The sequence below is a fragment of the Streptomyces sp. B8-7 genome, assembly GCF_058833805.1.
Genome location: NZ_JBYRRL010000002.1, coordinates 1,243,793 through 1,270,445 on the forward strand (window position 1 = coordinate 1,243,793; position 26,653 = coordinate 1,270,445).

The window sequence follows — 26,653 nt, forward strand, 5'->3', positions numbered from 1 at the left end:
CGCACGGGGCCGCCCCGCTGGTCATGGGCGGGGGCGGCGCGGGCGGGCCCGGTGCCGCTCCCTGGGCTGCGGTCCGGGTCTCCATGCGGGGGCCGGGCAAACCCGGGGCCCGCCGGGCCGGACCGGCCCGGTGCGCCCGTGCCGGGGCCCGCCGGGCCCCGACCGGCACGGGTGCGGTCCTGCCGGATCAGCCGTCGTCCTCGGACTCCCCGCGGGCCTTCGCCGCCCGCCGCAGCCGGTGGTGGCGCACCGGGGTCTGTTCGGTGACGGCGTCGCCGACCATCGTGCGTACGACGTCCTGGAGCCGGTGCAGCGCGTGGTGCCGGGGCGGGCCCGCGCTGGGATCCTGCCGCAGTTCCTTCACCAGCGACCAGCACAGCACGAGCATGACGACCACGAACGGCAGCGCCACCAGGATGGTCGCCGTCTGCAGCGAGTCCAGGCCGCCGACCACCAGCAGCGCGGCCGCCACCGAGGCCATCAGCACGCCCCACATCACGACCAGCCAGGACGGCGGATGCAGCGAGCCGCGGCTGGTGAGCGAGCCCATCACCAGCGAGGCGGAGTCGGCGCTGGTCACGAAGTAGGTCATGACCAGGATCATCGCGACGTACGAGGTGGCGGTGCTGATCGGCAGCGCGTCCAGCATGCCGAACAGCGAGGCCTCGGCGCCGTCCTCGATGGCCGCCGCCAGGTCGGCCTCCCCGGTCGACTCCAGCCGCAGGGCCGAACCGCCCATGACGCAGAACCAGACGACGGTCGCGCCGCTCGGCACCAGCAGCACGCCGAAGAGGAACCCGCGGATGGAGCGGCCGTGCGAGATGCGGGCGATGAACGTGCCCACGAACGGCGCCCACGACAGCCACCACGCCCAGTAGAAGATGGTCCAGGCGCCGAGCCACTCCTGGTCGGTGAAGGCGCCGGTGCGGGTGGCCATCGGCAGCAGGTTCTGCAGGTAGCCGCCGACGGACGCCGGGATCGTGTCGAGGATGTAGACGGTGGGGCCGAGCAGGAACACGAACACCATCAGACACGCGGCGAGAATGATGTTCAGGGTCGACAGCCACTTGACGCCCCGGTGCAGTCCGGAGAACGCCGAGACCACGAACGCCGCCGACAGCGCGGCGATGATCACCAGTTCGGAGGTGCGGGTGGCGTTGATGCCCGAGGTGATGTCGAGTCCCTCGGCCACCTGCAGCGCGCCCAGGCCGAGGCTCGTCGCGGTGCCGAAGACGGTGGCGAACACGGCGAGCAGGTCGATGACCCTGCCCTGCCACGAGGCGGCCCGCCGGGCTCCGATGAGCGGCACGAACGCGGAACTCAGCCGGTTGCCGCGCCCCTTGCGGTAGCCGGCGTAGGCGAGCGCGAGCCCGGCGATGCCGTAGATCGCCCACGGGGTCAGGGTCCAGTGGAAGAAGGAGTACTCCATGGCCGTGCGGGCCGCATCGGGGGTGCCGGGCTGCGCCCCGCTCGCCGGAGGGGGCGCCAGGAAGTGCGTGAGCGGCTCCCCGACGCCGTAGAACATCAGCCCGATGCCCATGCCCGCGCTGAACATCATCGCGATCCAGGCGAGGTTGCCGAACTCCGGCTCCGAGTCGTCCTTGCCGAGCCTGATCCGGCCGAACCGGCTGAGCGCGATCACCAGGCACAGGACCAGGAACACGTCCGCCGCGACCACGAACAGCCAGCCGAAGTTGTTGAGGACCCAGGTCAGGCTGGTGGAGGAGACGCTGTCGAAGGACTCGTCGCCGAGCCAGGCCCACAGGACCACCGCGGCGACGGCGACCATGCCGATGGTGACGAGGACCCGGTCGGGCGTCTCGGGCGCCTTGGTGCCCGGCGGCCCCGGCTGCTGAATCGGTTCCGTGCTCATGATGCCCCACTATGGTGGGAAAGCTCGCCGCGGCCGCAGTGGCGCGCCGCCCGCCGGGCGCGGATCGGCCTCCGTCCCGGCGGAGTTCGGCCCGCCGGCCGGCTCAGACGCCGTGGTCGGCGGCGTGGGCGAGGGCGCTCGGAGTGAGGCGGCCGACGATCGCCGGAGCCTCCTGGACGAGCGTGTCGTCGGTCAGCGCCTCCACCATGAACAGCGCGAAGTCCACCCGCCGGGTCAGGTTCCCGGCCAGGACCGGGTCGCCCACGTGCCGGCTCCACACGGGCAGGCCCTGGCTCTCGCCCTCCTCCAGGTCGCTGCCGCGCACCACGGTCCACCGGGTGTCGCTGGCGAACACCCTGCGGCAGGCCTCCACCTGGTCGTCGATGTCGACGGCGCGCACCAGCCGGGCCAGCACGGTGACGATCCGCACCGTCGCCCGGAATCTCCGGGAGTACCGGTCCTTGCCGTCGCGGGTGATGTGCCAGCCGCACGAGAACACCAGCCGCGCCCCCGGCGGCGCGTGGTCGAGCACCGCCTGGGCCGTGCCCGACGCGTACCCCCGCACGCCCCAGGGCACCAGCACCGTCAGGACGCCGTCGCACCCCTCGACCGCCCGCCGGATCACCTCCGGGTCGTCGGTGGGGCCGGGAACGACGGTCATCCGGCCCTCGAACTCGGCGAGTTTCGGCACGCTGGCCTCCCGGCACACGCCGACCACCTCGTATCCCCGGTCCAGGGCGTGCCGGACCATGTACCGGCCGAGCTTGCCCGATGCGCCGATGACGCAGACCTTCCGCATGTGCTTCCCGCTCACGGCGTCGCCCTTTCTCCGAATGTCGACCTTACGCTGTAAGGACGCTAACCTTATGCCGTAAGGCAGTCAAGTGCGGCAGATGAGGAGACCGGATGCGCGAGGCAGGCAGAGGCCGCCGTTCGGGCCCGGCGCGTACCCCGCTGAGCCGGGAGCGCGTCATCCGTACGGCGGTGGAGCTGGCGGACGAGAAGGGGTCGTCCGCGCTCACCATGCGGGCCATCGCCGGCCCGCTCGGCGTGGAGGCGATGTCCCTGTACCACCACGTCGCCGGGCGCGACGACATCCTCGACGGCATGGTGGACGCGGTGTTCGGCGAGATCGACCTGCCGCCGCGCGGCACCGACTGGAAGAGCGCCCTGCGCCACCGCACGGTCTCCGCCCGCGAGGTGCTGCGGCGGCACCCCTGGGCCGTGGGCCTCATGGACTCCCGGTCCCGGCCCGGCCCGGCCACTCTGCGCCACCACGACGCCGTGCTCGGCACCCTGCGCGCCGGCGGGTTCTCGGTCCGGATGACCGCGCACGCCGTCTCGCTGATCGACAGCTATCTGTACGGCTTCGTCCTGCAGGAGTTGAGCCTGCCGTTCACGGGCGCGCAGGAGAGCGGCGACGTCGCCGGTGCCATCCTGGCCGGTATGCCCGCCGACACGTACCCGCACCTGACCGAGCTGGCCACCGAGCACGTCCTCAGGCCCGGCTACGACTACGGCGACGAGTTCGCCCACGGCCTCGCCCTCGTCCTCGACGCCCTGCACCCGGACGAGGACACCGGGGAGGACACCCGGGAGGACACCGGCGACACCGGCGAGCCCACCGGCAGGTGAACGGCGGCCCCGGGGCCGGCACCCGCCCCGGCCGTCCCCTCGTCCCGGCCCGGCCGACTGCCGCCCGACTGCCGCCCGGCCGACTGCCGCCCGACTGCCGCCCGGCAGCCGATCGTCCGACCGCCGACCGCCGACCGCCGTCTGTCGCCTGCGTCGACCGTGGTCTTCGTCGGCCGTCCGCCGACCCGTGCGGGGGACGCCGTCACCCGACCGACCCACGCACCGGGCGCATCCGGCCGGGAGACGCGCAGGGTAGTGAGCGAGGAGAGCGTCAAGGGCACGGGGCCGCCGACGGACGCAGGGACGGCCGCCGGCGGCGGGCGACCGACCGGGCGGACCCGGCAGGGCTCCGCGGCAGGACCCCGACGAGGAGCCCCGCTCCGGCCCGTCCGGAGTCCGACCGGCAGGCGGCGCAGGCACAGACAGGGCGGCGCAGGCAGCGACGGACATCAACAGGCATCAACAGGCATCAACGGGCGTCAACGGGCATGGACAGGCATCAACGGGCATGGACAGGCAGCGATGGGCAGCGACAGGCAGCGACGGGCAGCGACAGGCTGAGGCGGCACCATGAGCGACGAGCAGACCACCGGGCGGGGCAGCACCGCGCCGGAGCCGGACGGTACCCCGGCGTGCCTGGTGACCGGCGCGAGCGGCTACATCGGAGGCCGCCTCGTACCGGAACTCCTGGCCTCCGGCCACCGTGTGCGCTGCCTGGTCCGCACGCCGGGCAAGCTGCGCGACCAGCCCTGGGCCGACCGGGTCGAGATCGTCCGGGGCGACGTGACCGACGGGGGCTCGGTCGGGCGTGCCATGCAGGGCATCGACGTGGCCTACTACCTGGTGCACGCGCTCGGCACGGGCCACGACTTCGAGCAGACCGACCGCGACGCCGCCCGTGTCTTCGGCGAGCAGGCCCGCCGGGCGGGTGTCCGCCGCCTGGTCTACCTCGGCGGGCTCACGCCCTCCGGCGTCCCCGAGTCCCGGCTCTCCCCGCACCTGCGCTCCCGCGCCGAGGTCGGCCGCATCCTCATGGACTCCGGCGTGCCGACCGCGGTGCTGCGCGCCGCCGTCATCATCGGCTCCGGCTCGGCCAGCTTCGAGATGCTCCGCTACCTCACCGAGCGGCTGCCCGTCATGGTCACCCCCCGCTGGGTGCACACCCGCATCCAGCCGATCGCCGTACGGGACGTGCTGCGCGCCCTGGTGGGCTGCGCCGGCCTGCCTCCGGAGGTCAGCCGCGCCTTCGACATCGGCGGCCCCGAGGTGCTCACCTACCTCGACATGATGCGCCGCTACGCCGCCGTGGCCGGACTGCCCCGGCGGCTCATCCTCCCGGTGCCGGTCCTCACCCCCGGCCTGTCCAGCCACTGGGTGGGCCTGGTCACCCCCGTGCCCGCCTCCATCGCCCGTCCCCTCACGGAGTCCCTGCGCCACGAGGTGGTGTGCCGGGAGCACGACATCGAACGGTACGTGCCCAGCCCGCCGGGCCACCCCCTCGGCTTCGACCGCGCCGTCGCTCTGGCGCTGCAACGCGTCCGGGAGGCCCAGGTCACCACCCGCTGGTCGTCCGCGTCCGTGCCCGGTGCCCCCAGCGACCCGCTGCCCACCGACCCCGACTGGGCCGGCGGGAGCCTCTACACCGACCTGCGCGAACGTGAGGCGGACGCGCCACCGGACGTGCTGTGGGAGGTCATCGAGGGCATCGGCGGGGAGAACGGCTGGTACTCCTTCCCGCTGGCCTGGGCCGTGCGCGGCCGCCTCGACCGCCTCGTCGGCGGCGTGGGACTGCGCCGGGGCCGCCGTGACGCCCGGCGGCTGCGCGCCGGTGACTCACTGGACTTCTGGCGGGTCGAGGAGATCCGGCGCGGACGGCTGCTGCGGCTGCGCGCCGAGATGCGGCTGCCCGGACTGGCCTGGCTGGAGATGCGGGTCGACGGCGGCGACGACGGCGGGCCCGTCCGTTACCGGCAGCGGGCCCTGTTCCACCCCCACGGACTGCTCGGACACCTGTACTGGTGGAGCATCGTGCCGTTCCACGCGATCGTCTTCGGCGGCATGGCCCGCAACATCGTCCGCACCGCGGAGCGCACCCACGCCGAGGAGCAGGCGAGCCCCGCGGCGCCACGCCGGGCGCCGCAGTCCGGGACGTCGGGGCGGGCGGCGCATCCGGACGCCCCCTGACTGCGGAAGCACCGACGCACCCGCCGTCCGCACCGGCCGGCGCCGGCCACCGGAGAGAAGCTGAAGCCCATGCACGTCTCGGTCGTCCTGTTCACCTCGGACCTGCGCCTGCACGACCACCCGCCGCTGCGCGCGGCGCTGGACTCCGCGGACGCGGTCGTCCCGCTGTTCGTCCGCGACCGCGCCGTGACGAGCGCGGGGTTCGACGCCCCGAACCGGGCCGCGTTCCTCGCCGACTGCCTGGCCGACCTCGACGCCTCGCTGCGCGAGCGCGGCGGCCGCCTCGTGGTGCGCTCCGGCGACCTGGTGGCGGAGGTGTGCCGCACGGTGGCCGAGGCGGACGCCGACGAGGTGCACCTGTCGGCCGCGCACAGCGCGTTCGCCGTGCGCCGCGAGGACCGGCTGCGGCGCGCCCTGGAGGCCGACGGACGGCGGCTGTTCGTGCACGACGCCGCCACCGTGGCCGTCCCGCCCGGTGCGGTGACCCCGTCCTCTTCGGACCACTTCGCCGTCTTCACGCCGTACTACCGGCAGTGGTCGCAGGTGCAGCTGCGGGCGGTCGGCGCCGCCCCGCGCGGGGTGCGGGTGCCCGACGACGTGAAGGGCGAGCCGCTGCCCGCCCGGCAGGACGTCGCGGGCGTCTCGCCCGCCCTGCCTCCGGGCGGTGAGAGCGAGGCCCGCAGCCGGGTCACGGCCTACTGGCGGAGCGGCCTGGACTCCTACGACGACCTGCGCGACGACCTCGCCGCGGACGCCACCTCCCGCTTCTCCGCCCACCTGCACTTCGGCACCCTGTCGCCGGTGGAGCTGGTGCAGCGCGCCCGGCGGCACGGCGGACCGGGCGCCGAGTCGTTCGTACGGCAGCTCGCCTGGCGGGACTTCCACCGCCAGGTGCTCGCCGCCCGCCCCGCCGCGGCCCGCGCCGACTACCGCACCCAGCACGACCACTGGCGCTCCGAGCGCACCGCGCGGGCCGACATCGAGGCATGGCGGGAGGGCCGCACCGGCTATCCGGTGATCGACGCGGCGATGCGCCAACTGCGCCACGAGGGCTGGATGCACAACCGGGCCCGGCTGCTGACGGCGAGCTTCCTGTGCAAGACCCTCTACGTCGACTGGCGGGTCGGCGCCGCGCACTTCCTGCACTGGCTGGTCGACGGGGACGTGGCCAACAACCAGCTGAACTGGCAGTGGATGGCCGGAACCGGCACCGACAGCCGCCCCAACCGGGTCCTCAACCCGCTCACCCAGGCCAAGCGGTACGACCCCGAGGGCAGCTACGTCCGCCGCTGGGTGCCGGAACTCGGCGCCGTCGACGGGCGGGCGGTGCACGAGCCGTGGAGGCTGACCGGGCCGGCCCGGCCCGCGGCCGGCTACCCCGATCCGATCGTGGAGCTGTCCGAGGGCCTGCAGCGCTTCCGGCGGGCCCGCGGCCGGGAGGACTGAGCGGCCCGGCCCGCACCCGGCCGAGGGGTTCGCTCCTCGCTCACGGGGCCGCGGCGCGCCGGTCGTCCTGCGCGTAGAGCCGTACCAGCGTCTCCACCGCGTCGCGCAGTCCCGAGCAGCGCGGGAAGCCGGTCGCCGACCGCCGGTCCCAGCCCGGCCCCACGGGCAGCACCAGCGGACGGGTGCGCGCGCCGGCCGCGCCCCACTCCAGGCCCGCGACATGCCGGGCCAGCGGCACCGACGCCGTGGAGCGGGCCTGCGCCCACAGGACGACCGCGGCCGGACCGGTCCGCCGCACACACGCCAGCAGGGCCTCCGCCGGGACGGCCGCACCCAGCATCCGGGTCGGCACGGCCCGTTCGCCGAGGGCGGCCGTCAGCGCCTCCAGCGGCAGCGAATGCTGCTCGCCGGGGGTGCAGGCCAGCACCACGGGCGCCACCCCGGTCCGCGGCCCGGTGTGCCCCAGCAGCAGCGGTATGCCGCGCAGCGTGCTGGAGACGTGCCAGGACAGCAGGTGCTCGACCTCGACGTAACGGTCCCCGGAGGACTCCCACTTGCGGCCGACGGCGTGCAGGGTGGGCACCATCACCTCCTCCCACGCGACGGTCAGGCCGTGCCGCCGGACGGTCGTCAGCAACTGCTGCTGCAGCTCCGGCGCGTCCAGCCGGACCGCCGCCCGGGCCAGGCCCCGGCACTCCTGCCGCACCGCGCCGAGCGGGAGCCCGCTGGCCGGTCCGCCGCGGTGCGCGGCGGCCGGGGCCCCGGACTCCGGGCCCGCCGGGACGTGTCCGGCGCCGGAGGGGGCGAAGCGCAGCCGGGCCACCCGGGCGGCCTCGGCCGGCGGGGTACCGCCGGACGTCAGCCGGCACATCTCCTCCAGCATGGCGACGTCCCGGGGGGCCCACCGGCGGTGCCTTCCCTCGTCCCGCAGGGCGGGGCCGATGCCGTAGCGGCGGTCCCAGGAACGCAGGGTGGTGGGCGACACGCCCAGCCGGCGGGCCAGTGCGCCCGTCGTGACGCCCGCCTCGGACCGGTCACGAGAGCCGTCGCCGGCCGCCGTCCCGCCGTCCGTCCGCGCACCGCCGTCGGGGGCCGCCGCGTGCCGCACCGGCTCCGCTTCGTCCCCGCCGGGACGTCCGGCGGCGGGGGACTGCTCGTCGTGGGGGGCGTGCATGGGGCGTACGGCTCCGCTCTCTCCGTCCGCCGAAGCCGGTGGGGTCCGAGGCCTCCGGCCCACTTCGACGCGGTAACGATGCGAGATGGCTCCATGGTCCTCCCCTCCGCGGCAGGAGGCAAGGCGGTCGGGGGCCGCTCGCGGCGGGCCGGTCGCCGCGCCCCGCCCGGGCGGCGTGCCCCGGGCGGGGCGGAGGGGACGCCGGGCCGGGGGCGCGGCTGCCTTGGATACGCTGGTCAGGTGGTGAGGGGACAGGAGAACGAGGCCGGTGGCGGCGGTCCCGGCGGTCCCGGCGGTACGGCGCCGGGCGATCCGCAGAGCTTCGCGGTGGCGCTGCGCCGCACGATCGGCGAGGTCAACCGGCTGGTGCACGGCTTCGCCCTCGCGCAGGGGCTGCACCCCACCGACGTACAGGCGCTGTCGTTCGTGCTGGACAGCCCCGAGCCGCCGACGCCGGGTCTGCTCCGCGAGCATCTGGGGCTGACCTCCGGGGCGGTGACGGCCTGCCTCGACCGGCTGGAACGGGCCGGGCACATCCGGCGCACCCGGGAGAGTCCGGACCGGCGGGTGGTCCACGTGCACTACGTGGCGGGTGCCCGGGCTGCCGCCCGCACCTACTTCAGGCCGCTCGCGCAGGCCGCGGAACGGGCCAGGGGACAGTTCAGCGAGGCCGAACTCGTGCTCGTACTGCGTTACCTGGACGCCCTGAACGCCGAACTCGGCGAGGTGCGCGTGCCGCGCCGCTGACCGTCGCACCCGGTGCGCCGGAACGCGTCCGCGACGGGGTGCATCCGCGGCCGCGCCCCGGCCCGAATACCGGGTGCTCCGGGGAACCGGGGCCGCCGGCCGTTCGACCCACCCCCGAGTGAACGGCCGGCGCTCGCTCCTGCTTGGATGACGTTCGGCATTCATCTTGATCGTTGAGATTCTTCACAGCTGAGAGACGGCGGGGGATCCCCAAGGATGCCGGGAGACGCTGCCGAGAGATGCCAACAGGCGCCAACAGGTGCAAACAGACGCCGACAGACCCGACAGACGCCCGTTCCTGTGGAGTTCACATGTCCCGACGCCCGCGGTGGCCCGTCCGGCTGCTGCCGCTTCTCCTGCTCGTCGGCTGGCTGGCCGTCGGCGGCGGTCTCGGCCCGTTCGCGGGCCGGCTCGGCGAGGTGTCCACCAACGACCAGGCGGCCTTCCTGCCCCGGAGCGCGGAGTCGACCCAGGTCGCCGACGCCCAGCAGGCCTTCCGCCAGGAGGAGACGCTGCCCGCGGTCGTCGTCTGGACCGCCGCCGACGGCGGGCGCCTCGACCGCGACGCAGGTCCGCAGGCGACGGCGGCCCTGGCCGCGCTGAAGGGGCGATCCGCCGTCGCCGGCGCCCCCTCCCCGGCCCTCGCCTCGCAGGACGGCGAGGCCTTGCAGGCCGTGGTGCCGCTCCGCCCCGACCTCGGCGACGAGCTGCCCGCGGAGCTCGACGCGGTGCGCGCGGCCGCCTCCGCCGTCCCGGGCACGGCGGTGTGGATCGCGGGCCCCGCCGCCACCCAGTCCGACCTGGGCGACGCCTTCTCCGGCATCGACGGACTCCTGCTGGGGGTCGCCCTCGCCACCGTGCTGGTCATCCTGCTGCTGGTGTACCGCAGCGTGCTGCTCCCACTGGTGATCATCGCCGGGGCCGTGTTCGCCCTCGGACTGGCCTCCGCGGTGGTGTACGTACTCGCGGACCACGGCGTCGTCCGTGTCGACGGCCAGGTGCAGGGCATCCTGTCCATCCTCGTGATCGGCGCCGCCACCGACTACGCGCTGCTGCTGTCCGCCCGCTACCGCGAGGAGCTGACCGCCCGCGAAGGCGACCGCACCGCGGCGATGCGCGCCGCCCTGCGGCAGTCCGCGGGGCCCGTGACCGCCAGCGCCGCGACCGTGGCACTCGGACTGCTCGCCCTGCTGCTGAGCGACCTCACCAACAACCGGGCGCTCGGGCCGGTCGGCGCCATCGGCATCGCCTGCGCCCTGCTGAGCGTCCTGACCTTTCTGCCCGCCGTCCTCGTCCTGCTCGGCCGCGCCGCCTACTGGCCTGCCCGCCCCGCCGCGGCGCGCGGTGACGCCCCCCGCACGGACGCCGCGCCCGGCGAGGCCGCCGCGCCCGAGACGGCCGCGCACACCGGCGGGCACACCGGCGGGCACACGGTCTGGCGGCGGATCGCCGCGCTGGTCGACCGGGCACCCCGCAAGGTGTGGACGGTGACCCTCGCCGGGCTGATCGCCTGCGCCGCGTTCTGGCCGGCCCTCGACTCCAAGGGCGTGCCCCTCGACGAGATCTTCGTCGACGACGCCCCCTCCGTCGCCGCCCAGCAGACGCTCGGCCGGCACTTCCCCGGTGGCGCCGGCAACCCGGCCGTCGTCGTCGCGGACGCCTCCTCCGCCGACGCGGTGCGGTCCGTGGCCGCGGCGACCGGCGGTGTCGACTCCGCCACCGTGTACACGGCCCCCGGACGCCCCGGCCCGGGTGAGCCGCTGGTGGCCGACGGACGGGTCAGGGTCGACGTCACCCTCGCCGACGCCGCCGACTCGGACGCCGCCAAGGCCACCGTGGCCCGGCTGCGCACCGCACTGCACGCCGTGCCCGGCGCCGACGCCCTCGTCGGCGGCTACACCGCCCAGCAGTACGACACCCAGCGCACCGCCGAGCGCGACCGGGGACTCATCGTGCCCGTGGTCCTCGTGATCATCCTGATCGTCCTGGTGGCGCTGCTGCGCTCGCTGCTGCTGCCGCTGCTGCTCGTCGCGACCGTGGCGCTGAACTTCCTCGCCACCCTCGGCGTCTCCGCCCTGGTCTTCGAGCACCTGCTCGGGTTCAGCGGGACCGATGCCTCCGTACCGCTGTACGGCTTCGTGTTCCTCGTCGCGCTCGGCGTGGACTACAACATCTTCCTCATGTCCCGTGTACGGGAGGAGGCGCTCGTGCACGGCACCCGGGAGGGAGTGCGCCGAGGTCTGGTCGCGACCGGCGGGGTCATCACCTCGGCGGGCGTCGTCCTCGCCGCCACGTTCGCCGCGCTGGGCGTGATCCCGCTGGCCTTCCTGGTGCAGATCGCGTTCATCGTGGCCTTCGGCGTCCTGCTCGACACCCTCGTCGTGCGCTCGCTGCTGGTGCCCGCGCTCGTCCGCGACATCGGCCCGACCGTGTGGTGGCCCGGGGCGCTCGGCCGACGCCCGGCGGCCCGGGCCGCCGGGCACCCCCGCCCCACCGTGCCGAGCCGCTGAGCCGCCGCCACGCCGCCGCGTCACGGTGTCGCGGAGGCGCCGGGTCGCCGGGCCGACCGGCTGCCGCCCCGGAGCCCCGGAGCCCCGGAGCTGCGAAGCCCCGGAGCCCCGGAGCTGCGAAGCCCCGGAGCCCCGGAGCCGCGAAGCCCCGGTCCCGCCAGGGCGGTCCTGCCGTCAGCCCGGAAAGCGTCCGGTGGACCGCAGCTGCCAGCGGCGTTCGGCATAGGCGAGGTCGTCGCGCCACAGCCGGCCCGCCGCGTGGCGCACCAGCGGACGCAGCAGCGGCGCCGCGCGACGTGCCACGGCGAAGCCGCGGCGGTCGGAGGCGGCCACCACGGCCTCGACGACCGCCGTGCGCGGGCGGCCCCGCTCGTCCGGCCCCAGCGGGGTGGCGTGGGTCTCCACGACGGACCCCGCGCCCTCCCCCTCGGTGATGTGCATGACGACCGTGCGCGGTTCCGGAGCGGTGAACACCGCCCGCACCGGCACCACCAGACGCCCCGCGACCTTGAAGGAGACGTCGACGGTGAAGCGGTCGCCGGCGGGGCCGGACACCTCCGAGCCGCCCGGCGCGTCGACGACGGTCAGGTCGACGAACGAGTACGCGTGGTACCAGGCCCCGTGCCAGGGGTCGAGGCGGTTGGCCACAACATCCTCGGGCTCGCACACCCCCGTCCCCGCGTAGACGGACGCCAGCGCGTCGCCGGGGGAGGGGCGGGCCGGGACGACCGGTGCGTCCAGCGGGTCCTCCCCGCCCACCTCGTCCAGCCGCACCCACAGCAGTACCCCGTCGTCGTGCGCGGGCAGCGGCTCCCAGCCCGCGAACGGGCCGCCGTCCAGGGCGAGTCCGTGCCAGTGGCAGACCAGGGTGCCGCAGCGGACGGGACTGTCGCCGAGCGGCGCCCCCAGGTGCGGGCAGATGCCGGGCCCGGCGACCGGGCGGCCGTCCGCGCCGCGCCAGACGACGACCTCCCGGCCGGCGACGGTCCGGGCCAACGGCCGGTCGCGGCGCAGCGTCCGGGTGGCGCCCACCACGTACCAGTTGCCGGACGGCCGGGCCCGGGCCCGCTTCAGCGCCGCGTCGATGACGGCGGGCCTGGCCTCACGCCAGGTGGGGCGCTGCCGGTGCCAGGCCACGGGCCGCCGCCGCAGGGACAGCGGGAGACGTCCGCGGCGGGCGGGCGGTACGGGGTTCACACGACCTCCTCGGAGACCGGCCGGGCGGGGTCGGCGGACGGAGTCCCGGCCGGCCGGGACACGGGCGGCGCGGGGGCGGGCGGCGGTGTGACGGCGCGCCGACCGCGATGGCGCAGCCGCGCGGCGGCCACCCGGGCCAGGCCGTCGGCGGCGACGGCGGCGCGGGTGCGGCGCGACACCGCGGCGCGGCGGTGCAGCACGGCGTAGCCGTCGCGGGCCACGGCGTCCAGGATGCCGCCGTAGAGCACGAACGCGGTGCGGATGCAGGGCCGGGCGACCGGGTCGAGCAGGGCCAGGCCCGGCTCGGCCCGCCGGTACACGGCGCGGGTCAGCGCCTCGAACTCCCTGAGGGCGTCGGTCACCCGGCCGTCGCGGCGGCCGGTGTCCCGGCAGCGGCGCAGCAGCTCCCGGTCGACGCCGTGCCCGGCGAGCAGGTCGGCCGGCACGTACACCCGGCCGCGGTCGAGGTCCTCACCCACGTCCCGGAGGAAGTTCGTCAGCTGGAACGCCACCCCGAGGTCCGCCGCGTACGGCGCGGCCTCGGCGCGCGGCACGACGGTGCCCAGCACGGGCAGCATCTGCAGTCCGATCACGGCCGCCGACCCGTGCATGTAGCCCCGCAGGTCGGCGTAGGAGGGGTAGTCGGTCACCACCAGGTCGGCGCGCATGGCGCTCATGAAGTCCCGGAAGTGGGCGTGGTCGATGGCGTAGCGGCGGGCGGTGTCCGCGACCGCGGCGACCACCGGCTCGTCGCTGCGCCCCTGCCGGAGCCCCTGCTCAAGGCGCCGCTGCAGCGCCGTCAGTGCCGCCACCCGCTCGGCGCCGCCGACGCCGGGGTCCAGGGAGTCGACGATGTCGTCGGCCCAGCGGGCGAAGCCGTACAGGGCGTGCACGGCCGGCCGCCGCTCGACGGGCAGCAGGCGGGTGGCGAGGAAGTAGGTGCGTCCGTGCGCCGCGTTCAGCGCCCGGCAGCGCCGGTAGGCGGCCCGCAGCCCCGGGTCGGTGATGCCCGCCGCGTCCAGTTCGCGCCCGGTCATGCGGAGGTCTCCTCGACCGTCGCCGGCGGCACCGCCGGCCGGGCCGTGCGACGGGCCGGCCGGCGGCGCGGTCCGCCCGTGATCCGGGCCGCCGCGAGCTTCCCCGACACCAGCGTGGTCGGCACACCGACGCCCGGGGTCGTACCGCAGCCCGCCAGGACGGCGTTCGCCGTGCCCCGCACCAGGTTGCGCGGGCGGAACGGCCCGGTCTGCAGGAGGGTGTGGGCCGCCGAGAACGGGGTGCCGGCGGCATGCCCCTGCGCCTGCCAGTCCGCCGGGGTCACCAGGCACTCCTCCTCGATCGCCGCCCCGATGCCGTCGAGGCCGCGCCGCTCCAGCTCCCGCAGCACCGACTCCCGGTAGCGGGGCGCGAGTTCGCCCCAGGCGGCCGCTTTGGGCCCGAGGTCGGTGTTGGGGCAGGGCGCGAGGACGTAGTGCAGGTGCCGGCCCGGCGGGGCGAGCCCGGGGTCGGTGGCCGTGGGGCGGCTGACGAGCAGCGACGGGTCGCTCATCAGCCGCCCGTCGCGGGTCAGTTCGTCGAACGTGCCGGCCCAGGCCGCGCCGAAGGAGATCGTGTGGTGCGCGAGGTGCGGCCAGGTGCGGTCCGTGCCGGCGTGCAGCACGACCGCGGAGGGGGAGTGCCGCAGCCGCACCGGGCGGCGCGGCCGGCGGCCCAGCAGGCGGTAGGCGACGGGCAGGTCCGGCGTGAGGACGACCGCGTCGCAGGCGATGCGGTCGCGGTCGGTGACGACGGCCGTGACACGGTCGCCCGACCGCTCCAGCCCCGTCACGTCCTCGCCGTAGCGCAGTTCGCCGCCCGCGTCCGCCGCCGCGTCGGCCATCGCCTGCGGCAGGGCGTGCATGCCGCCGCGCGGGAAGTACACGCCGGCGACCGTGTCCATGTAGGCGATGACGGCGTAGGCGGCGAGCGCGCGGGCCGGCGGGACCCCGGCGTACAGCGCCTGGAAGGAGAACACCCGTCGCAGCCGCTCGTCCCCGAGGAAGCGGCCGATCCGGCGGTCCAGGCGGCCGAAGCCGCCGATCGCGGCGAGCCGGGCGAGGTCGCCGGTCAGCAGGTCCAGCGGGGAGTCGAAGTTCGCGTCGATGAAGTGCCGCAGCTGCGTGCGGTACAGGGCCTGAAGCCACGAGCGCAGCCGCAGGTAGCCGGCCGCCTCGGCGGGCCCGGCGAAGCGTTCCACCTCGGCGGCCATCGCGTCCGCGCCGGTGTGCACGTCGAGGCTGCTGCCGTCCGCGAAGCACGCCCGGTAGGCGGGGTGCAGCGGGATCAGGTCCACGCGCCGGTACAGGCTGTCGCCCACCGCGGCGAACGCCTCCTGAGCGAGGTCGGGCATGGTCAGCACGGTCGGGCCGGTGTCGATCCGGTAGCCGCCCCGGTCCAGACGCCCGGCCCGGCCGCCGGGCAGGGCCGCGCGCTCCACGACGGTGACCCGGCGCCCGGCACCCAGCAGATGCAGCGCCGCCGACAGCCCGGCCAGACCGGCACCGACGACCACCACACGGTCGGTACGGCCGCTCAGCGCGCGCGTCATCGGCGCACCTCCGCTCCGCGGGGCCCGGCCGGAGCGGCCGTACGCGGGGGATCGCCGCGGCCGGCGGACGGGCCGGGCCGCTCGGGGCCGGGGGACGCGCCGGGGTTTCCCGGGCCGCCCGCGCGGGCGCCCGTACCGCCGCGCGAGCCGCCGCTGCCGCCGGCGGCGGACGGTCCGGTGCCGTGCGGGCCGGTGCCGCCCGGTCCGCTTCCGGCGGCCTGCGCGCCACGGCCGCCGGAGGCCGGGTGCCGCGCCGGGGCCCCGGGCCCGCCGGGTGCCGCGGCCGCGCCGTCGGCACCGGGCGCGCCCGGTGCCGCGGTGCCCTCCGCGCCCCCGCGGCACAGAGACGCCGCGGACGGGCCGGCGACCCCCGACGGGGAGCGGCCGGCCGCGGCGGCCAGCAGCCGCCGCAGCCGGGCCCCCGCCTCCGCGTCGAGCCGGGCGCGGTCGAGGTGGCGGAACCCCTGCGCGGCCAGCCGGCCGATCCTCCCCTCCACCGTCGCCCGCGCCCCCGTGCGCACCAGGATCTCCCGCACCTCCTCCAGCCCTCGGGCGGTGAGCCGTCCGTCGCCGAGCGCCCGCTCCAGCACGGCCGCCGCGTGCCGGTCGCCGGACTCCTCCGCCCGGGCCAGCGCGAGCGCCACCAGGTAGGTGGGCTTGCCCTCGCGGATGTCGCCGCCCGGTGCCTTGCCGGTCCGCACCGGATCGCCGAACACGTCGTCGAGGTCGTCCCGCAGCTGGAACGCCATCCCCACGCAGCGCCCCGCCGAGCACAGCGCCCGCATCGTGGCCGGGTCCGCGCCCGCCACGGCTGCGCCGAGCGCCAGCGGCCGCTCCACGGAGTACAGCGCGCTCTTCAGACAGGCCACCCGCAGCGCCCGCGGCAGCGAACGCACGGACGTGACCTGCCCCTGGACGTCCAGGTACTGACCCGCCACCATCTCCATCCGCAGGTCGCTCCACAGGCGCCGCACCACCGTCGCGGTCCACGGGTCCAGCGGCGTCTCCGCCACCACGTCGTCCGCCCACGCCAGCGCCAGGTCCCCGGCCAGGATCGCCGCCGCCTCCCCGAACCTGGCCGCCCGCCCGGGTGCCGCGGCTCCCGCGTAGCGGTCCCGGACGTCGGTGTGCAGGGCCGGCCGGCCGCGCCGCAGCGCCGATCCGTCCATCACGTCGTCATGGACCAGCGCGCAGGTCTGCAGCAGTTCCAGCGCCGCCCCGACACGCAGCGCCGCGGCGCCCGACGCCTCGTCGGAGCCTCCGCAGGCGCGCAGCGACCACCACACCAGCTGGGACCGGGTCCGCTTGCCGCCCTCCCGGGTGAACCGCCCGACCCGTGCGGCCAGCTCCCGCGCGAACAAGGGGTCCATGGCGCGGGCCCGGTCCAGCCGTCCGGCCAGCACCCCCTGGAGCACCCGTCCGACGGCCGCGGGCACGTCCGCGTCGACGGCACGCAGCCGCGCCGGAACGCCGCGGGCGTCCGCCGGACCGTTCCGCCCGTCCGCCGGACCGTCCTGCCCGTCCGCCGGACCGTCCCGTCCGTCCCCGTCGCCGGTCCGCACCCCGGGCGCGGCGGGCCGCACGCCGAGTCCGCCGCCGGGCGCTCCGGCACACCCGGACCGCGCCTCGCCGCTCCCCTGCGCGCCGGCGTGCGGCCGGGGGTCGCGTACCGCCTCGGCCGCCGCCCGGTCCGGCCGCCCCCGCCGGGGCGGTCCGGACGGGGGGACCAGGCGGGGGCCAGGCGACGGCGCGGCCGCGGTGTGGTCCTTCGCCTGAATGGGGCGCATCCCGGTTCCTCTCGTCGTGGTGGACCGCTCCTGTACGCCCATGCTTCGACCCTCGGAGCCGATACGGATGCGTTCCGCGCCGCGCGGCGCGCAGGAGACGCCCAATCAGGACCCGTACGGGTGCGCGGCGGGAGACTGCATCCGACCGCGCATCCGCGCCGGAACAAGCGGACGGTGCCGGGGGACGGATACGTGAGAGAAGTGCGCGAGACGGACGAGGAGCGCGGTCGGCGGGTGCGGCCACGTGCCGCGGACGCCGGGCGACGCCCGGGCCGCGGGAGAACGCCCCTCGGGCCGCGCGGCCGCAACAGGCCGCTACAGGCCGCAACAGGCCGCTACAGGTCACCGACAGGTCACCGACAGGACGGAGGGAGGCGCCGTGCCGGACGCGGACGCGGACGTGGTCGTGGTCGGGGCGGGAGCCGCCGGGCTCTCCCTCGCCCACCGGCTCAGCGGGCCGGTGCCCGGGGCGCGGACACCGTCCGTGCTGCTGGTGGACGCACCGCCCGGACCGCTGCGGCCCGCGCCCCGCACCTGGTGCTTCTGGGAGGAGGGCGCCGGCCGCTTCGACCCGGCCGTCCGCGCCGACTGGCGGCACCTGCGGGTGCGCCCCCCGACGGGCGCGCCCGTCGAGGGGGACATCGCGCCGCTGCGCTACAAGATGATCCGCTCCGACGACTTCGAGCGCCTGGTCGGCCGGGACCTGGCCCGCGGCGGCAACGTACGGCGCCTGGCCGGGACCGTGGAGACGGTGGAGGAGACGCCCGACGGGGCCCGGATCCGCCTCACGGGCGACGACGGCCGGCCCGCCGCGCTCACCGCCCGGTGGGTGTTCGACTCCCGCCCCCTGGGCAGCCTGCCCGCCGCCCGCACCACGCTGCTCCAGCACTTCTGCGGATGGTTCGTGCGCACCGCACGCCCCGTCTTCGACCCGCGCGCCGCCGAACTGATGGACTTCCGCGCCCCGCAGCCCGCCGACGGCCTGTCCTTCGGCTACGTCCTGCCCACCGGAACGCACGAGGCGCTGGTGGAGTACACGGAGTTCGGGCCGAGCCCGCTGACCGCGGACGGCTACCGGGCGGCGCTCGGCCACTACACCGGCGACGTGCTGCGCCTCGGCGACTTCGAGGTCGTCGCCACCGAGAGCGGCGCGATCCCGATGACGGACGCCCCGCTGCCCCGGCGCGTCGGCAGCAGCGTCTTCCGGATCGGCGCCGCGGGCGGCGCCACCCGTCCCTCCACCGGCTACACCTTCGCCGGACTGCAGCGCCAGACCCGGGCCGTGGCCGCGGCCCTGCGCCGCGGCCGCCGCCCCGAGCCGCCTCCCGCGCACTCGGCCCGCTCCCGCGCCATGGACGCCGTGCTCCTGCGCGCCCTGGACAGCGGCCGGGTCGACGGACCCGCCCTGTTCGCCCGGCTGTTCGCCCGCGTCCCCATGGGGAGGCTGCTGCGCTTCCTCGACGGTGACACCTCTCTGTACGAGGACCTCACGATCGGCCTGCGCACACCCGTCGGCCCGATGCTGCGCAGCGCGGCCGAACTGCCCCGCCTGCCCCGCCGTCCCTTCGGCGGTCCCGACCCGTTCCCGCCGGCCCTGGAGCCCCTATGACCCTGATGCGCGACGAGGACCTCGCCGCCGCGTTCGACCACGCCTCCCGCAGCTACGACGCGCTCGTGGCCGCCAACCCCGGCTACCACGCGCACCTGCGACGCTCGGTGCGCCGCCTCGGACTGCCCGCCCGGGGAGCGGGGCTGCGGCTGCTCGACCTCGGCTGCGGCACCGGCGCGTCCACGGCCGCGATCCGCTCCGTGCTGCCGGCCGCGGAGATCACGGCCGTGGACGCCTCGGCGGGCATGCTCGCCCGGGCCGCCGCCAAACCCTGGGCGGCCGGCGTCAGCTTCGTGCACGCCCCGGCCGAACGGCTGGCCCAGGCCGGCGTGCACGGCCCCTACGACGCCGTCTTCGCCGCCTACCTGCTGCGCAACGTCGCCGACCCGGACGCCGTGCTCGCCGCCGTCCACGGGCTGCTGCGGCCCGGCGGGCGCCTCGGCGTGCACGAGTACACCCTCAGCGGCCGCCGCGCCGACCGGGCCGTGTGGACCCTGGTGTGCCGCGGCATCGTCCAGCCCGCCGCGACCGCGCTGGGCGACGGCCCCCTGTACCGGCACCTGTGGCGCAGCGTGGTCGGCTTCGACACGGCCGCCCGGTTCACCGGCCGGCTCCGCGACACCGGCTTCGACCGGGTCCGCGCCCTGCCGCTGCCCGGCTGGCAGACCGGCATCACCCACACGTTCGTGGCCCGGCGGGCGGAGACGGCCCGATGACCCGCCCCGCGCCGCCCCGGCAGGCCGCCCGCCGCGGACGCGACCGGCGGGCCCGCGTCCTGCCCGCCCCGGCGGGCACCCGCCGGGCCGAGGGGCGGCCCACCGTCGCCGTCGTCGGCGCCGGCATCGCCGGGCTGGCCGCCGCGACCGCCCTCGCCGAACGCGGCGTCGCCGTCACCCTCCACGAGAGCCGCCCCTTTCTCGGCGGCCGCGTCGGCGGCTGGCCCACCCGTCTCGCCGACGGCAGCTCCGCCACCATGAGCCGCGGCTTCCACGCCTTCTTCCGCCAGTACTACAACCTGCGCGGACTGCTGCGCCGTACCGACCCCGGACTCACCCGGCTGACGGCCCTGCCCGACTACCCGCTGCTGCACGGCAGCGGACTGCACGACAGCTTCCGGCACGTGCCCCGCACCCCGCCGTGGAGTGCGCTGGGCTTCACCGCGCTGAGCCCGTCCTTCCGGCTGCGGGACCTGCGCGCCATGGACCCCCTCGCCGCACTGCCGCTGCTCGACGTCCGCCTTCCCGAGCTCTACGACCGCCTCGACACCATCAGCGCCCACGGCTTCCTGGAGGCCGTCCGCTTCCCGGACAGCGCCCGCCACCTCGCCTTCGAGGTGTTCTCCCGGAGCTTCTTCGCCGACCCCCGGCAGCTGTCGGCCGCCGAGATGGCCCTGATGTTCCACATCTACTTCCTCGGCTCGGCCGAGGGCCTGCTGTTCGACGTCCCCGCCGCGCCGTTCCCCGCCGCGCTGTGGGACCCGCTGGCGGTGTACCTGCGCGGGCACGGCGCGGAGATCCGTACCGGCACCCCCGTCGGACAGGTCACCCCCGTCGGCGGTGCGGGCCACGAGGTCGCCACCGGACGGGACGCACGCCGGTACGACGGTGTGGTGCTGGCCCTGGACACCGCCGGGCTGCGCTCCCTCGTCGCCCGCTCCCCGAGGCTGGGCGACGCCCCCTGGCGCGAGCGCGTCGCCGGGCTGCGCACCGCACCCCCCTTCCTCGTCAGCAGGCTGTGGCTGGACCGGCCGGTGAACGCCGACCGGCCCGGATTCCTCGGCACCAGCGGCTTCGGCCCGCTCGACAACGTCAGCGTCCTGGACCGCTGGGAGGACGAGGCCGCGGGCTGGGCCGCCCGCACCGGAGGGTCGGTCGTGGAACTCCACGCCTACGCCGTCCCGCCGGACGCCCCGCGCGACGTCGGGGAGAAGCGCCTGCTGGACCAGCTGCACCGCGTCTACCCCGAGACCCGTGCCGCCTCGGTCGTCGACGTCCGCCACGAGTGGCACGAGGACTGCCCGCTGTTCCCGGTGGGCGGCTACACCGACCGTCCCACCGTCGGTACCCCGGACCCCGCCCTGGTCCTCGCCGGAGACCTGGTGCGCACCGACCTGCCGGTCGCGCTGATGGAACGCGCGGCGACCACCGGCTTCCTCGCCGCGAACGCCCTGCTGCGCCGCTGGGGAGTGCGCGGGCAGACCTTGTGGACCGTACCGGACCGCGGACGCACCGCCCTGCTGCGCGGGCTGGCCCGGTGGGCCGGCCGCTGAGCCCGGCCCGCCGTGGCGGCTCCCCGTGCCGGGGTACCCGGGCGCCGGGAACACGTGCACCCGGACCACCCGCCGCGGCGCCGCGCGTCCGGGCCGGGCCCGACGCGACCGGGCGGGGCCGAGGCGGGCCGGGTGCGTGGCGGGCCGTGCGGGCGACGCGGCCGTGCATGTTTGCGGTGTGCCGGGGGACGGTACGGGCGTACGGGAGACGGTACCGGCGTTAGGGCGTGTTTCGAAAGTAGCGTCGTCTGCCCGAAGGGCAGGTCTGGCGGCGTCTGGTGCGTGCGATCGCAAGGCGGAGGGTCGCCCCGATACTGGATGTATCGGGGCGAGCCCGACAACGCGGCGAGCGTGCGTGCCAGACGCCGCCAGGCAGGCGGGACTTTCGAAACACGCCCTAGAGGTCCTCGGCGGGCCGGAACGGCGGCCGGCGCAGGAGCGTCCGGAGCCCCGGGACGCCGGGCGGGCCGGCGCACGTCCCGCGCGCCGACCCCCTTCGCGCGCATCCGGCGCGGGCGGCCGCGGCCCGTCCGCCGGGGTGCCGCCGGGACACCGCCGGGGTGCCGCCGGGGTGCCGCCCGAGAGGAGGCCGCGTGGCCATGAGACTGGTGCCGGACCTCGCCCCCGTACGGGACCGGGTCGGCGAGGCGATCTTCTCCCGGGTGGCCGGGCCCGAGGGCCCGGCGAACCGCGCCCGGATCCACGGCGCGCCCGGACCGCGCTGGTTCGGCCCGGACCGGCCCGTGCGCAGGGTGCACGGCGACGCGTCGATGTTCACCGGCGGCCTGGCCGCGCTGCTGCTGCAGTCGCTGCACCCGCTGGCGATGGCCGCGGTGGCCGCCCACTCCGGGTTCCGGGGCGACCCCTGGGGGCGGCTCCAGCGCACCAGTACGTTCCTGGCCGTCACCACGTACGGCACCGCCGACAGCGCGCGGCGGGCCTGCGAACGGGTGCGGGCGGTGCACGACACGGTGCGCGGCCGGGCCGGCGACGGCCGTCCCTACCGGGCCTCGGACCCGCATCTGCTGTGCTGGGTGCACATAGCCGAGGTCGACTGCTTCCTGCGCGCGCACCAGCGCTACGGCGCCCGGCCGCTGGACGAGGCGGGCTGCGACGGCTACGTCGCCGACATGGCGCGGATCGCCGAGGAGCTGGGCGTCCCCGATCCGCCGCGGGACCGCGCCGGACTCGACCGGCGGCTGGCCGCCTACCGGGACGAGCTGCGGGCGACGCCCGCCGCGCAGGACACCGCCCGCTTCCTGCTGCTGCGGCCGCCGGTCCCGTGGGCGGCGCGGCTGCCGTACGCCGTCCTGGCCGCCAACGCCGTCTCCCTGCTGCCCGACCAGGCCCGCGCGGAGCTGCGGCTGCCGCGTCTGCCCTTGGCCGACGACCTCTGCGTCCGGCCGCTGGGCAGCGCGGTGACGGCCGCTGTCCGCTGGGCGATGGCGCCCTCCCAGCAGCGGATCCGGGCCGGCGCCGTCGGCTGAGCGGCGCCTGTGGAGGGGGAGCGCACGCGCCGGAGCGGGGCCGTGTGCGGGGGCCGCCCTCCGCCGGCGCAGGCGGACCTCCCCGCAGGTCGGCCGGGCCCCGTGCCTCCGGCGGGCGCCCTCGACCCGTCGCACGCGGTCCGCGGCGGTGACCGGGCAGAGCAGGACCGAAGGCCGCGGGACAGGACCCCGCTTCGGGTGCGGCGGACCGGCGGATTGCGAGGCCTGCGGTAGAGCGAGGGTGTACCCGGAACGGTCCCGGGCAGCAGAGAGCGCGCCACCGCCTGAGCGGAAACCGGCTCACGGTTCAACCTCTGGACGAACCGGCCCTATGGGACGGGCGGTTGGTGGGGTGGGTGCCGGGGAGGGTGTGGGGGAGGTGGGTGGTGACTTCGGTCCCGCCGTGTTGTGGGGAGTGGATGTGGCAGGTGCCGCCGATCTCGGCGGCGCGTTCGCGCATGGAGCCCAGTCCGACTCCGGGGCGCAGGGGGGTGGGAAGGCCGCGTCCGTCGTCGGTGACCGTCACCGTCAGTGCCTGGCGTATCTCCAGGCTTGTCGAGCACCGGGAGGCCCGGGCGTGCCGCACGACGTTGGTCAGCGCCTCCACCACGATCCAGTAGGCGGCCTCTTCCACCGCGGCGGGCAGTTCGGGCAGCCCCTTTTCGGGCAGTTGCACCTTCACCGGCAACGGGCACCGCTCGGCGAAGGCCCGGATCGCGCCTTCCAGGCCCACTTCGTCGACCGGCGAGCGCAGCCCCAGCGCGATCCGGCGCACTGCTTCCACACCCTCGTGGGTGCGGGCGAGCCCGGCGCCGAGCAGTTCGTCGGTCTGGTCGGGGTCGGCGCGCAGCCACTTGCGGGCAGCCTGCAGCCCCCAGACCACCTCGTTCAGGACCGAGTTCACCTCGTCATGCAGCTCACGTCCCAAACGCCGACGCTCCTGCGCACGCACAGCGATCAGCTGCTGACCCGACCGCAGCATGGTCAGCGTCAGCCGCACGCCGGCTGCGGCTTGCGCGATGTGGCGGGCCACGTCCTGAAGCAGCCGCAGATCCGCCGCTGAGAACGACTCCCCGGGAGATCGAGCCCCCACCACCAGGGAGCCGACCTCCTCGCCCTGGTGGATGAGGGCTAGCCGCTGCACGTCGGGCACCTCCGTGCCGTACCGCGCCGTTGGCAGCACTGGGCCGTCTGTGCTGGAGCCGCGCAGCTCGACTGCCGCATACGGCAGGCGCAGCGCGTCAGCCAAGGTCGCAGCCGCCTGCGGCAGCACCCGCTGCGGATCGCCGGTCACCTCCATCCGCCGACCCAACTCCGCCAACACTGCGTAAGGATCATCGCGCAATCCGTAGACCAGGCGGCTCATGAGGCGGCGCAGAAAGCTGTGCAGCGGCTGCAGGGCAACCGCCACGGTGCCGGTCGCCAGTACGGAAACCGCTCCGGGAACGGCACCGCTGAGGGCCGATCCGAAGACACTCACCGACGCGGCGTAGAGGCCGACCGTGCTGGCCGTCAACGCCACGTAGAGCATCGACCGGCTCAGGACCCGGTCAATGTCCAGCAGGCGATGCCGCATGATCGCGATCATGATCCCGGTACTGAAAACCACCGCAGCCACATCGGTGGCTATCGATTCGACCACGCCCTGCCAGGCGACGCCCAAGGGCACCAGTGTCACAGCCACGAGTGCGGCAAACGCCACCCACTTCAGTCGCTGGCGCTCCACTCCTCGGCAGGCATGGAACCGGAACAGCAGCGAGGCCACCGCCAGCAGGAACGGGCACAGGACGAACAGGATCGACACCGGGCCGGTGATCGCGCGAAGGAACGACAACGCCGGAACACCGAGCGGATTGTCCACCGAGGGGAAATAGTCGTAGCCCGCCGGACCGGGCAGCAGCACTGCCACCAACAGCATCAGCATCGCGGATGCGCCCACGTACCAGGCGGCGATCCGCCACTGCGGCGACGGAAAGCGCCCATCGGGCAGGAGCAGGAACAGGAAGAAGACGGGAAAGCTGACGAACACGAACAACCAGCTCGTCACTGCGGCCGCCACGGCACCACCCGGCAGGCCACGCGAAATCGCGTAGACGCCGTAGGCACGAGCGAGGTTGTCCAAGGCCATGCCGAACCCGGCAAGGAGCAGCAGCCAGCCTGCGGGATTGCGCGGCCGCCGCGAGGCCACCACCAGCCCCGGCACGGCGAACGCCACGCACAGCAGGGGATCGACCAGCGCGAACGCCCAGGGGTGCCACTGCGGTCGCGGCGCCGACCGTGTCGGTGCTACCACAGCGACGGTCAGAGCGGCCAGCAAGGCGATGAGCCCCCAAGCCCCCACGGCAAGGCGCGAACTCAACCGCCGAGGAGTGCTCCCCCTCAAGCGTGCAACGGTCCGCTGCTGTTCAGCCATCGAGCGCCTCCCCGCCTTCACCATGGTGGTGGGCCCACCGTCCGCGAAGCACGATGCCGGAAGCCAGGCATAGGCATCCCGGGCTTCGTGATTCCATCCCGCTGCACAGACGCCTGGCGTCGATGTCGAACGCCCGCAGGCTCCTGTCCCACTGGTTGACCATGGCGTTCAGCTCGGTCAGCGAGGCGACCTCTGGGACGGGGACGAAGTGATTGCGGCGGTAGCAGCCGATCTGGCTCTCGACGCCGCCCTTCTCGTGGGCGTCCTCGATGCCCGGACGGCAGGAGGAGCCATCGACGCCCGAGTGCGAGCGGAAGGCCGTCCAGCGGTCGTTCTCCACCCTCGCCCCGGACAGGCCCAGGACCCGCTCGACCGCGGCCCGCAGGTTGTCGTAGCGGATCTGGCCGCGAGGTATGCCTCCCAGCGCCCGGAAAGCGTGCACGTGCCCCTCGGAGTACACCTCCTGGCCGCAGGAGGCGAAGACCCCGTGTACTGCCTTGCCGGAGGAGGACAGTCTCATCGAGAACAAATGGACCTCGGCCATCTGGCCCGCGAGCGTGACGTGTACGTCGCCGAAGTCGACCTCGGCCTCCGCCCCCGGCAGATGGGTCTGCGGCACGAACATCACGTCCGGGCCCACCCCGGCCTGCCTGTGGATCTCCTTGCGGCGGTCGTTCTCGACCTTGGACTGCGAGATACCCATGAGGCCCCCAGCGGCAGAAGCACACCTCACACTCCCACCGCAAGACCCCAAGTGACGTCAGAACAAACTGACATCGCAGACTCGGTCAGGCGGTGACTCCCACAGTCACTTCGAAACGGCTCCCGCAGTCATGCACATAACCACGGGGGTGGGCGACGGGGTTCCCGGTGTGTCAGCCCTCGCGCAGAGCGCGGGCGGTGGCCCGGGCGAAGGCGTCCGGGTTGTCCAGCATGATGTTGTGCCCGCTGTCCGGGATCGACACCACCGCCACTCCCGCTGCGGCGAGTTCCCGGTCGCCGGGCAGCGGCCGGTCGGCCTCCGGCCGCAGGCAGCTGCGCGGGATCGGCAGGGCCAGCAGCATGTCGCGCAGGGCGGGCCTGGTGCCGCGGACCCGGTGGACCGCGCTGCGGTACAGCGCCTCGCGCCCGGCGAGCCGCATGGTGGACCACCAGTGCGGTCCGACGTTCTCGCGGAGCCGGTGCCACCCGTCGGCGAGGAACTCCTCCTCGGTGCAGGCGGCGATGCCGCTCGCCCCCGGCAGGCCGTGCCCCACGGGCGCCGGGTCGAGGGTGGCGTCGACCAGGACGAGCCGGCCGACCAGGTGCGGGTGGCGGGAGGCCAGCACGACGGCCACGGCGCCGCCCAGGCTGTGCCCGACGACGTCCGCCGCCCGGACCCCGGCCGAGGCCAGGGCCGTCGCCACGGCGTCGGCGTGGTCCTCCAGCGTGTAGGCGAAGTCGGCCGGGCGGTCGCTGATGCCGAACCCCAGCAGGTCCACCAGCAGCGAGCGGTGGCCCGCCAGAGCCGGGTGCGCGGCCGAGGCCGCGAAGTACGGCGCGGCGGAGGCGCCGAGCCCGTGCAGGAAGACACGGGTGGCACGGCGGGTGTCTCCGGGCATCTCCACCCAGCGGATTCGCGCCCCTTCGGGGGTCACCGGTGCATCGCGCACGACTCCTCCTCGATCACTCGGCCGTCCGGCCGGTCGCCGGCCGCACGGGCCGTCCGAAAGCATCGGTGAGACTATACATCGGC

Annotated in this window: 18 protein-coding genes and 1 pseudogene; 9 read left to right on the forward strand and 10 right to left on the reverse strand. The window is 75.7% G+C overall.

From position 1 onward, the window contains the following. Positions 1-187 precede the first annotated feature (187 nt). Complete coding sequence (locus AC5K6T_RS14015; RefSeq protein WP_493208864.1) at positions 188-1,873, reverse strand: BCCT family transporter; 1,686 nt, start codon at positions 1,871-1,873, stop codon at positions 188-190. 103 nt (positions 1,874-1,976) lie between these two features. Further along, on the reverse strand, positions 1,977-2,672 hold the full coding sequence (locus AC5K6T_RS14020) for an NAD(P)-dependent oxidoreductase (protein WP_493209352.1): 696 nt from the start codon (positions 2,670-2,672) through the stop codon (positions 1,977-1,979). A gap of 107 nt (positions 2,673-2,779) precedes the next feature. Between AC5K6T_RS14020 and AC5K6T_RS14025 the strand changes: the two genes are divergently transcribed. The 3 genes from AC5K6T_RS14025 to AC5K6T_RS14035 all read left to right on the forward strand — a co-directional run bounded on the left by AC5K6T_RS14025 (position 2,780) and on the right by AC5K6T_RS14035 (position 7,138). Next, the gene (locus AC5K6T_RS14025) at positions 2,780-3,508 is read left to right on the forward strand and encodes a TetR/AcrR family transcriptional regulator (RefSeq protein ID WP_493208865.1); all 729 of its coding nucleotides are present in this window, start codon (positions 2,780-2,782) and stop codon (positions 3,506-3,508) included. 570 nt (positions 3,509-4,078) lie between these two features. Continuing rightward, positions 4,079-5,692: an SDR family oxidoreductase gene (locus AC5K6T_RS14030; RefSeq protein ID WP_493208867.1), complete on the forward strand. Its 1,614-nt coding sequence runs from the start codon at positions 4,079-4,081 to the stop codon at positions 5,690-5,692. A gap of 69 nt (positions 5,693-5,761) precedes the next feature. Continuing rightward, on the forward strand, positions 5,762-7,138 hold the full coding sequence (locus tag AC5K6T_RS14035) for a cryptochrome/photolyase family protein (protein ID WP_493208869.1): 1,377 nt from the start codon (positions 5,762-5,764) through the stop codon (positions 7,136-7,138). A gap of 40 nt (positions 7,139-7,178) precedes the next feature. On the opposite strand, the gene AC5K6T_RS14040 is transcribed toward AC5K6T_RS14035, so the two are convergent. Further along, entirely contained in the window at positions 7,179-8,312 is a 1,134-nt protein-coding gene (locus tag AC5K6T_RS14040; protein WP_493208871.1) for a MerR family transcriptional regulator, read from the reverse strand. Positions 8,313-8,552: 240 nt separating this feature from the next. Between AC5K6T_RS14040 and AC5K6T_RS14045 the strand changes: the two genes are divergently transcribed. Together AC5K6T_RS14045 and AC5K6T_RS14050 are read left to right on the forward strand one after the other, a co-directional pair. Then, positions 8,553-9,059 carry a MarR family winged helix-turn-helix transcriptional regulator gene (locus AC5K6T_RS14045; protein WP_493208873.1) on the forward strand — a complete coding sequence of 169 codons (507 nt, stop codon included), beginning with the start codon at positions 8,553-8,555 and terminating at the stop codon, positions 9,057-9,059. 311 nt (positions 9,060-9,370) lie between these two features. After that, on the forward strand, positions 9,371-11,569 hold the full coding sequence (locus AC5K6T_RS14050; protein WP_493208875.1) for an MMPL family transporter: 2,199 nt from the start codon (positions 9,371-9,373) through the stop codon (positions 11,567-11,569). Between the two features lie 174 nt (positions 11,570-11,743). On the opposite strand, the gene AC5K6T_RS14055 is transcribed toward AC5K6T_RS14050, so the two are convergent. From AC5K6T_RS14055 to AC5K6T_RS14070, 4 genes and pseudogenes are all read right to left on the reverse strand, one after another. Next, the gene (locus AC5K6T_RS14055; protein WP_493208877.1) at positions 11,744-12,766 is read right to left on the reverse strand and encodes a Rieske (2Fe-2S) protein; all 1,023 of its coding nucleotides are present in this window, start codon (positions 12,764-12,766) and stop codon (positions 11,744-11,746) included. Then, the gene (locus AC5K6T_RS14060; RefSeq protein WP_493208879.1) at positions 12,763-13,803 is read right to left on the reverse strand and encodes a phytoene/squalene synthase family protein; all 1,041 of its coding nucleotides are present in this window, start codon (positions 13,801-13,803) and stop codon (positions 12,763-12,765) included. Before AC5K6T_RS14060 ends, AC5K6T_RS14055 begins: the two co-directional genes overlap by 4 nt. Further along, complete coding sequence (gene crtI / locus AC5K6T_RS14065) at positions 13,800-15,353, reverse strand: phytoene desaturase family protein (protein ID WP_493208880.1); 1,554 nt, start codon at positions 15,351-15,353, stop codon at positions 13,800-13,802. The genes AC5K6T_RS14060 and crtI overlap by 4 nt, the downstream gene beginning before the upstream one ends. 305 nt (positions 15,354-15,658) lie before the next feature. Next, a pseudogene (locus tag AC5K6T_RS14070) lies at positions 15,659-17,182 on the reverse strand (polyprenyl synthetase family protein); the annotation flags it as partial. A 337-nt stretch (positions 17,183-17,519) separates the two neighbouring features. On the opposite strand from AC5K6T_RS14070, the gene AC5K6T_RS14075 reads away from it, so the two are divergent. From AC5K6T_RS14075 to AC5K6T_RS14090, 4 genes are all read left to right on the forward strand, one after another. Then, entirely contained in the window at positions 17,520-18,749 is a 1,230-nt protein-coding gene (locus AC5K6T_RS14075) for a lycopene cyclase family protein (RefSeq protein ID WP_493208882.1), read from the forward strand. Further along, a complete protein-coding gene (locus AC5K6T_RS14080; RefSeq protein ID WP_493208883.1) occupies positions 18,746-19,465 on the forward strand; it encodes a methyltransferase domain-containing protein in 720 nt (239 codons plus the stop codon). Before AC5K6T_RS14075 ends, AC5K6T_RS14080 begins: the two co-directional genes overlap by 4 nt. Beyond that, a complete protein-coding gene (locus tag AC5K6T_RS14085; RefSeq protein WP_493208885.1) occupies positions 19,462-21,018 on the forward strand; it encodes an FAD-dependent oxidoreductase in 1,557 nt (518 codons plus the stop codon). The genes AC5K6T_RS14080 and AC5K6T_RS14085 overlap by 4 nt, the downstream gene beginning before the upstream one ends. A gap of 599 nt (positions 21,019-21,617) precedes the next feature. Continuing rightward, positions 21,618-22,505: an oxygenase MpaB family protein gene (locus AC5K6T_RS14090; RefSeq protein ID WP_493209354.1), complete on the forward strand. Its 888-nt coding sequence runs from the start codon at positions 21,618-21,620 to the stop codon at positions 22,503-22,505. Positions 22,506-22,812: 307 nt separating this feature from the next. On the opposite strand, the gene AC5K6T_RS14095 is transcribed toward AC5K6T_RS14090, so the two are convergent. The 3 genes from AC5K6T_RS14095 to AC5K6T_RS14105 form a co-directional block, all read right to left on the reverse strand. Beyond that, positions 22,813-24,918, reverse strand: a complete 2,106-nt coding sequence (locus AC5K6T_RS14095; protein WP_493208887.1) for a sensor histidine kinase — start codon at positions 24,916-24,918, stop codon at positions 22,813-22,815. After that, positions 24,911-25,621: a hypothetical protein gene (locus AC5K6T_RS14100; protein WP_493208888.1), complete on the reverse strand. Its 711-nt coding sequence runs from the start codon at positions 25,619-25,621 to the stop codon at positions 24,911-24,913. Before AC5K6T_RS14100 ends, AC5K6T_RS14095 begins: the two co-directional genes overlap by 8 nt. 172 nt (positions 25,622-25,793) lie before the next feature. Beyond that, positions 25,794-26,570: an alpha/beta fold hydrolase gene (locus AC5K6T_RS14105; protein ID WP_493208889.1), complete on the reverse strand. Its 777-nt coding sequence runs from the start codon at positions 26,568-26,570 to the stop codon at positions 25,794-25,796. Positions 26,571-26,653 lie beyond the last annotated feature (83 nt).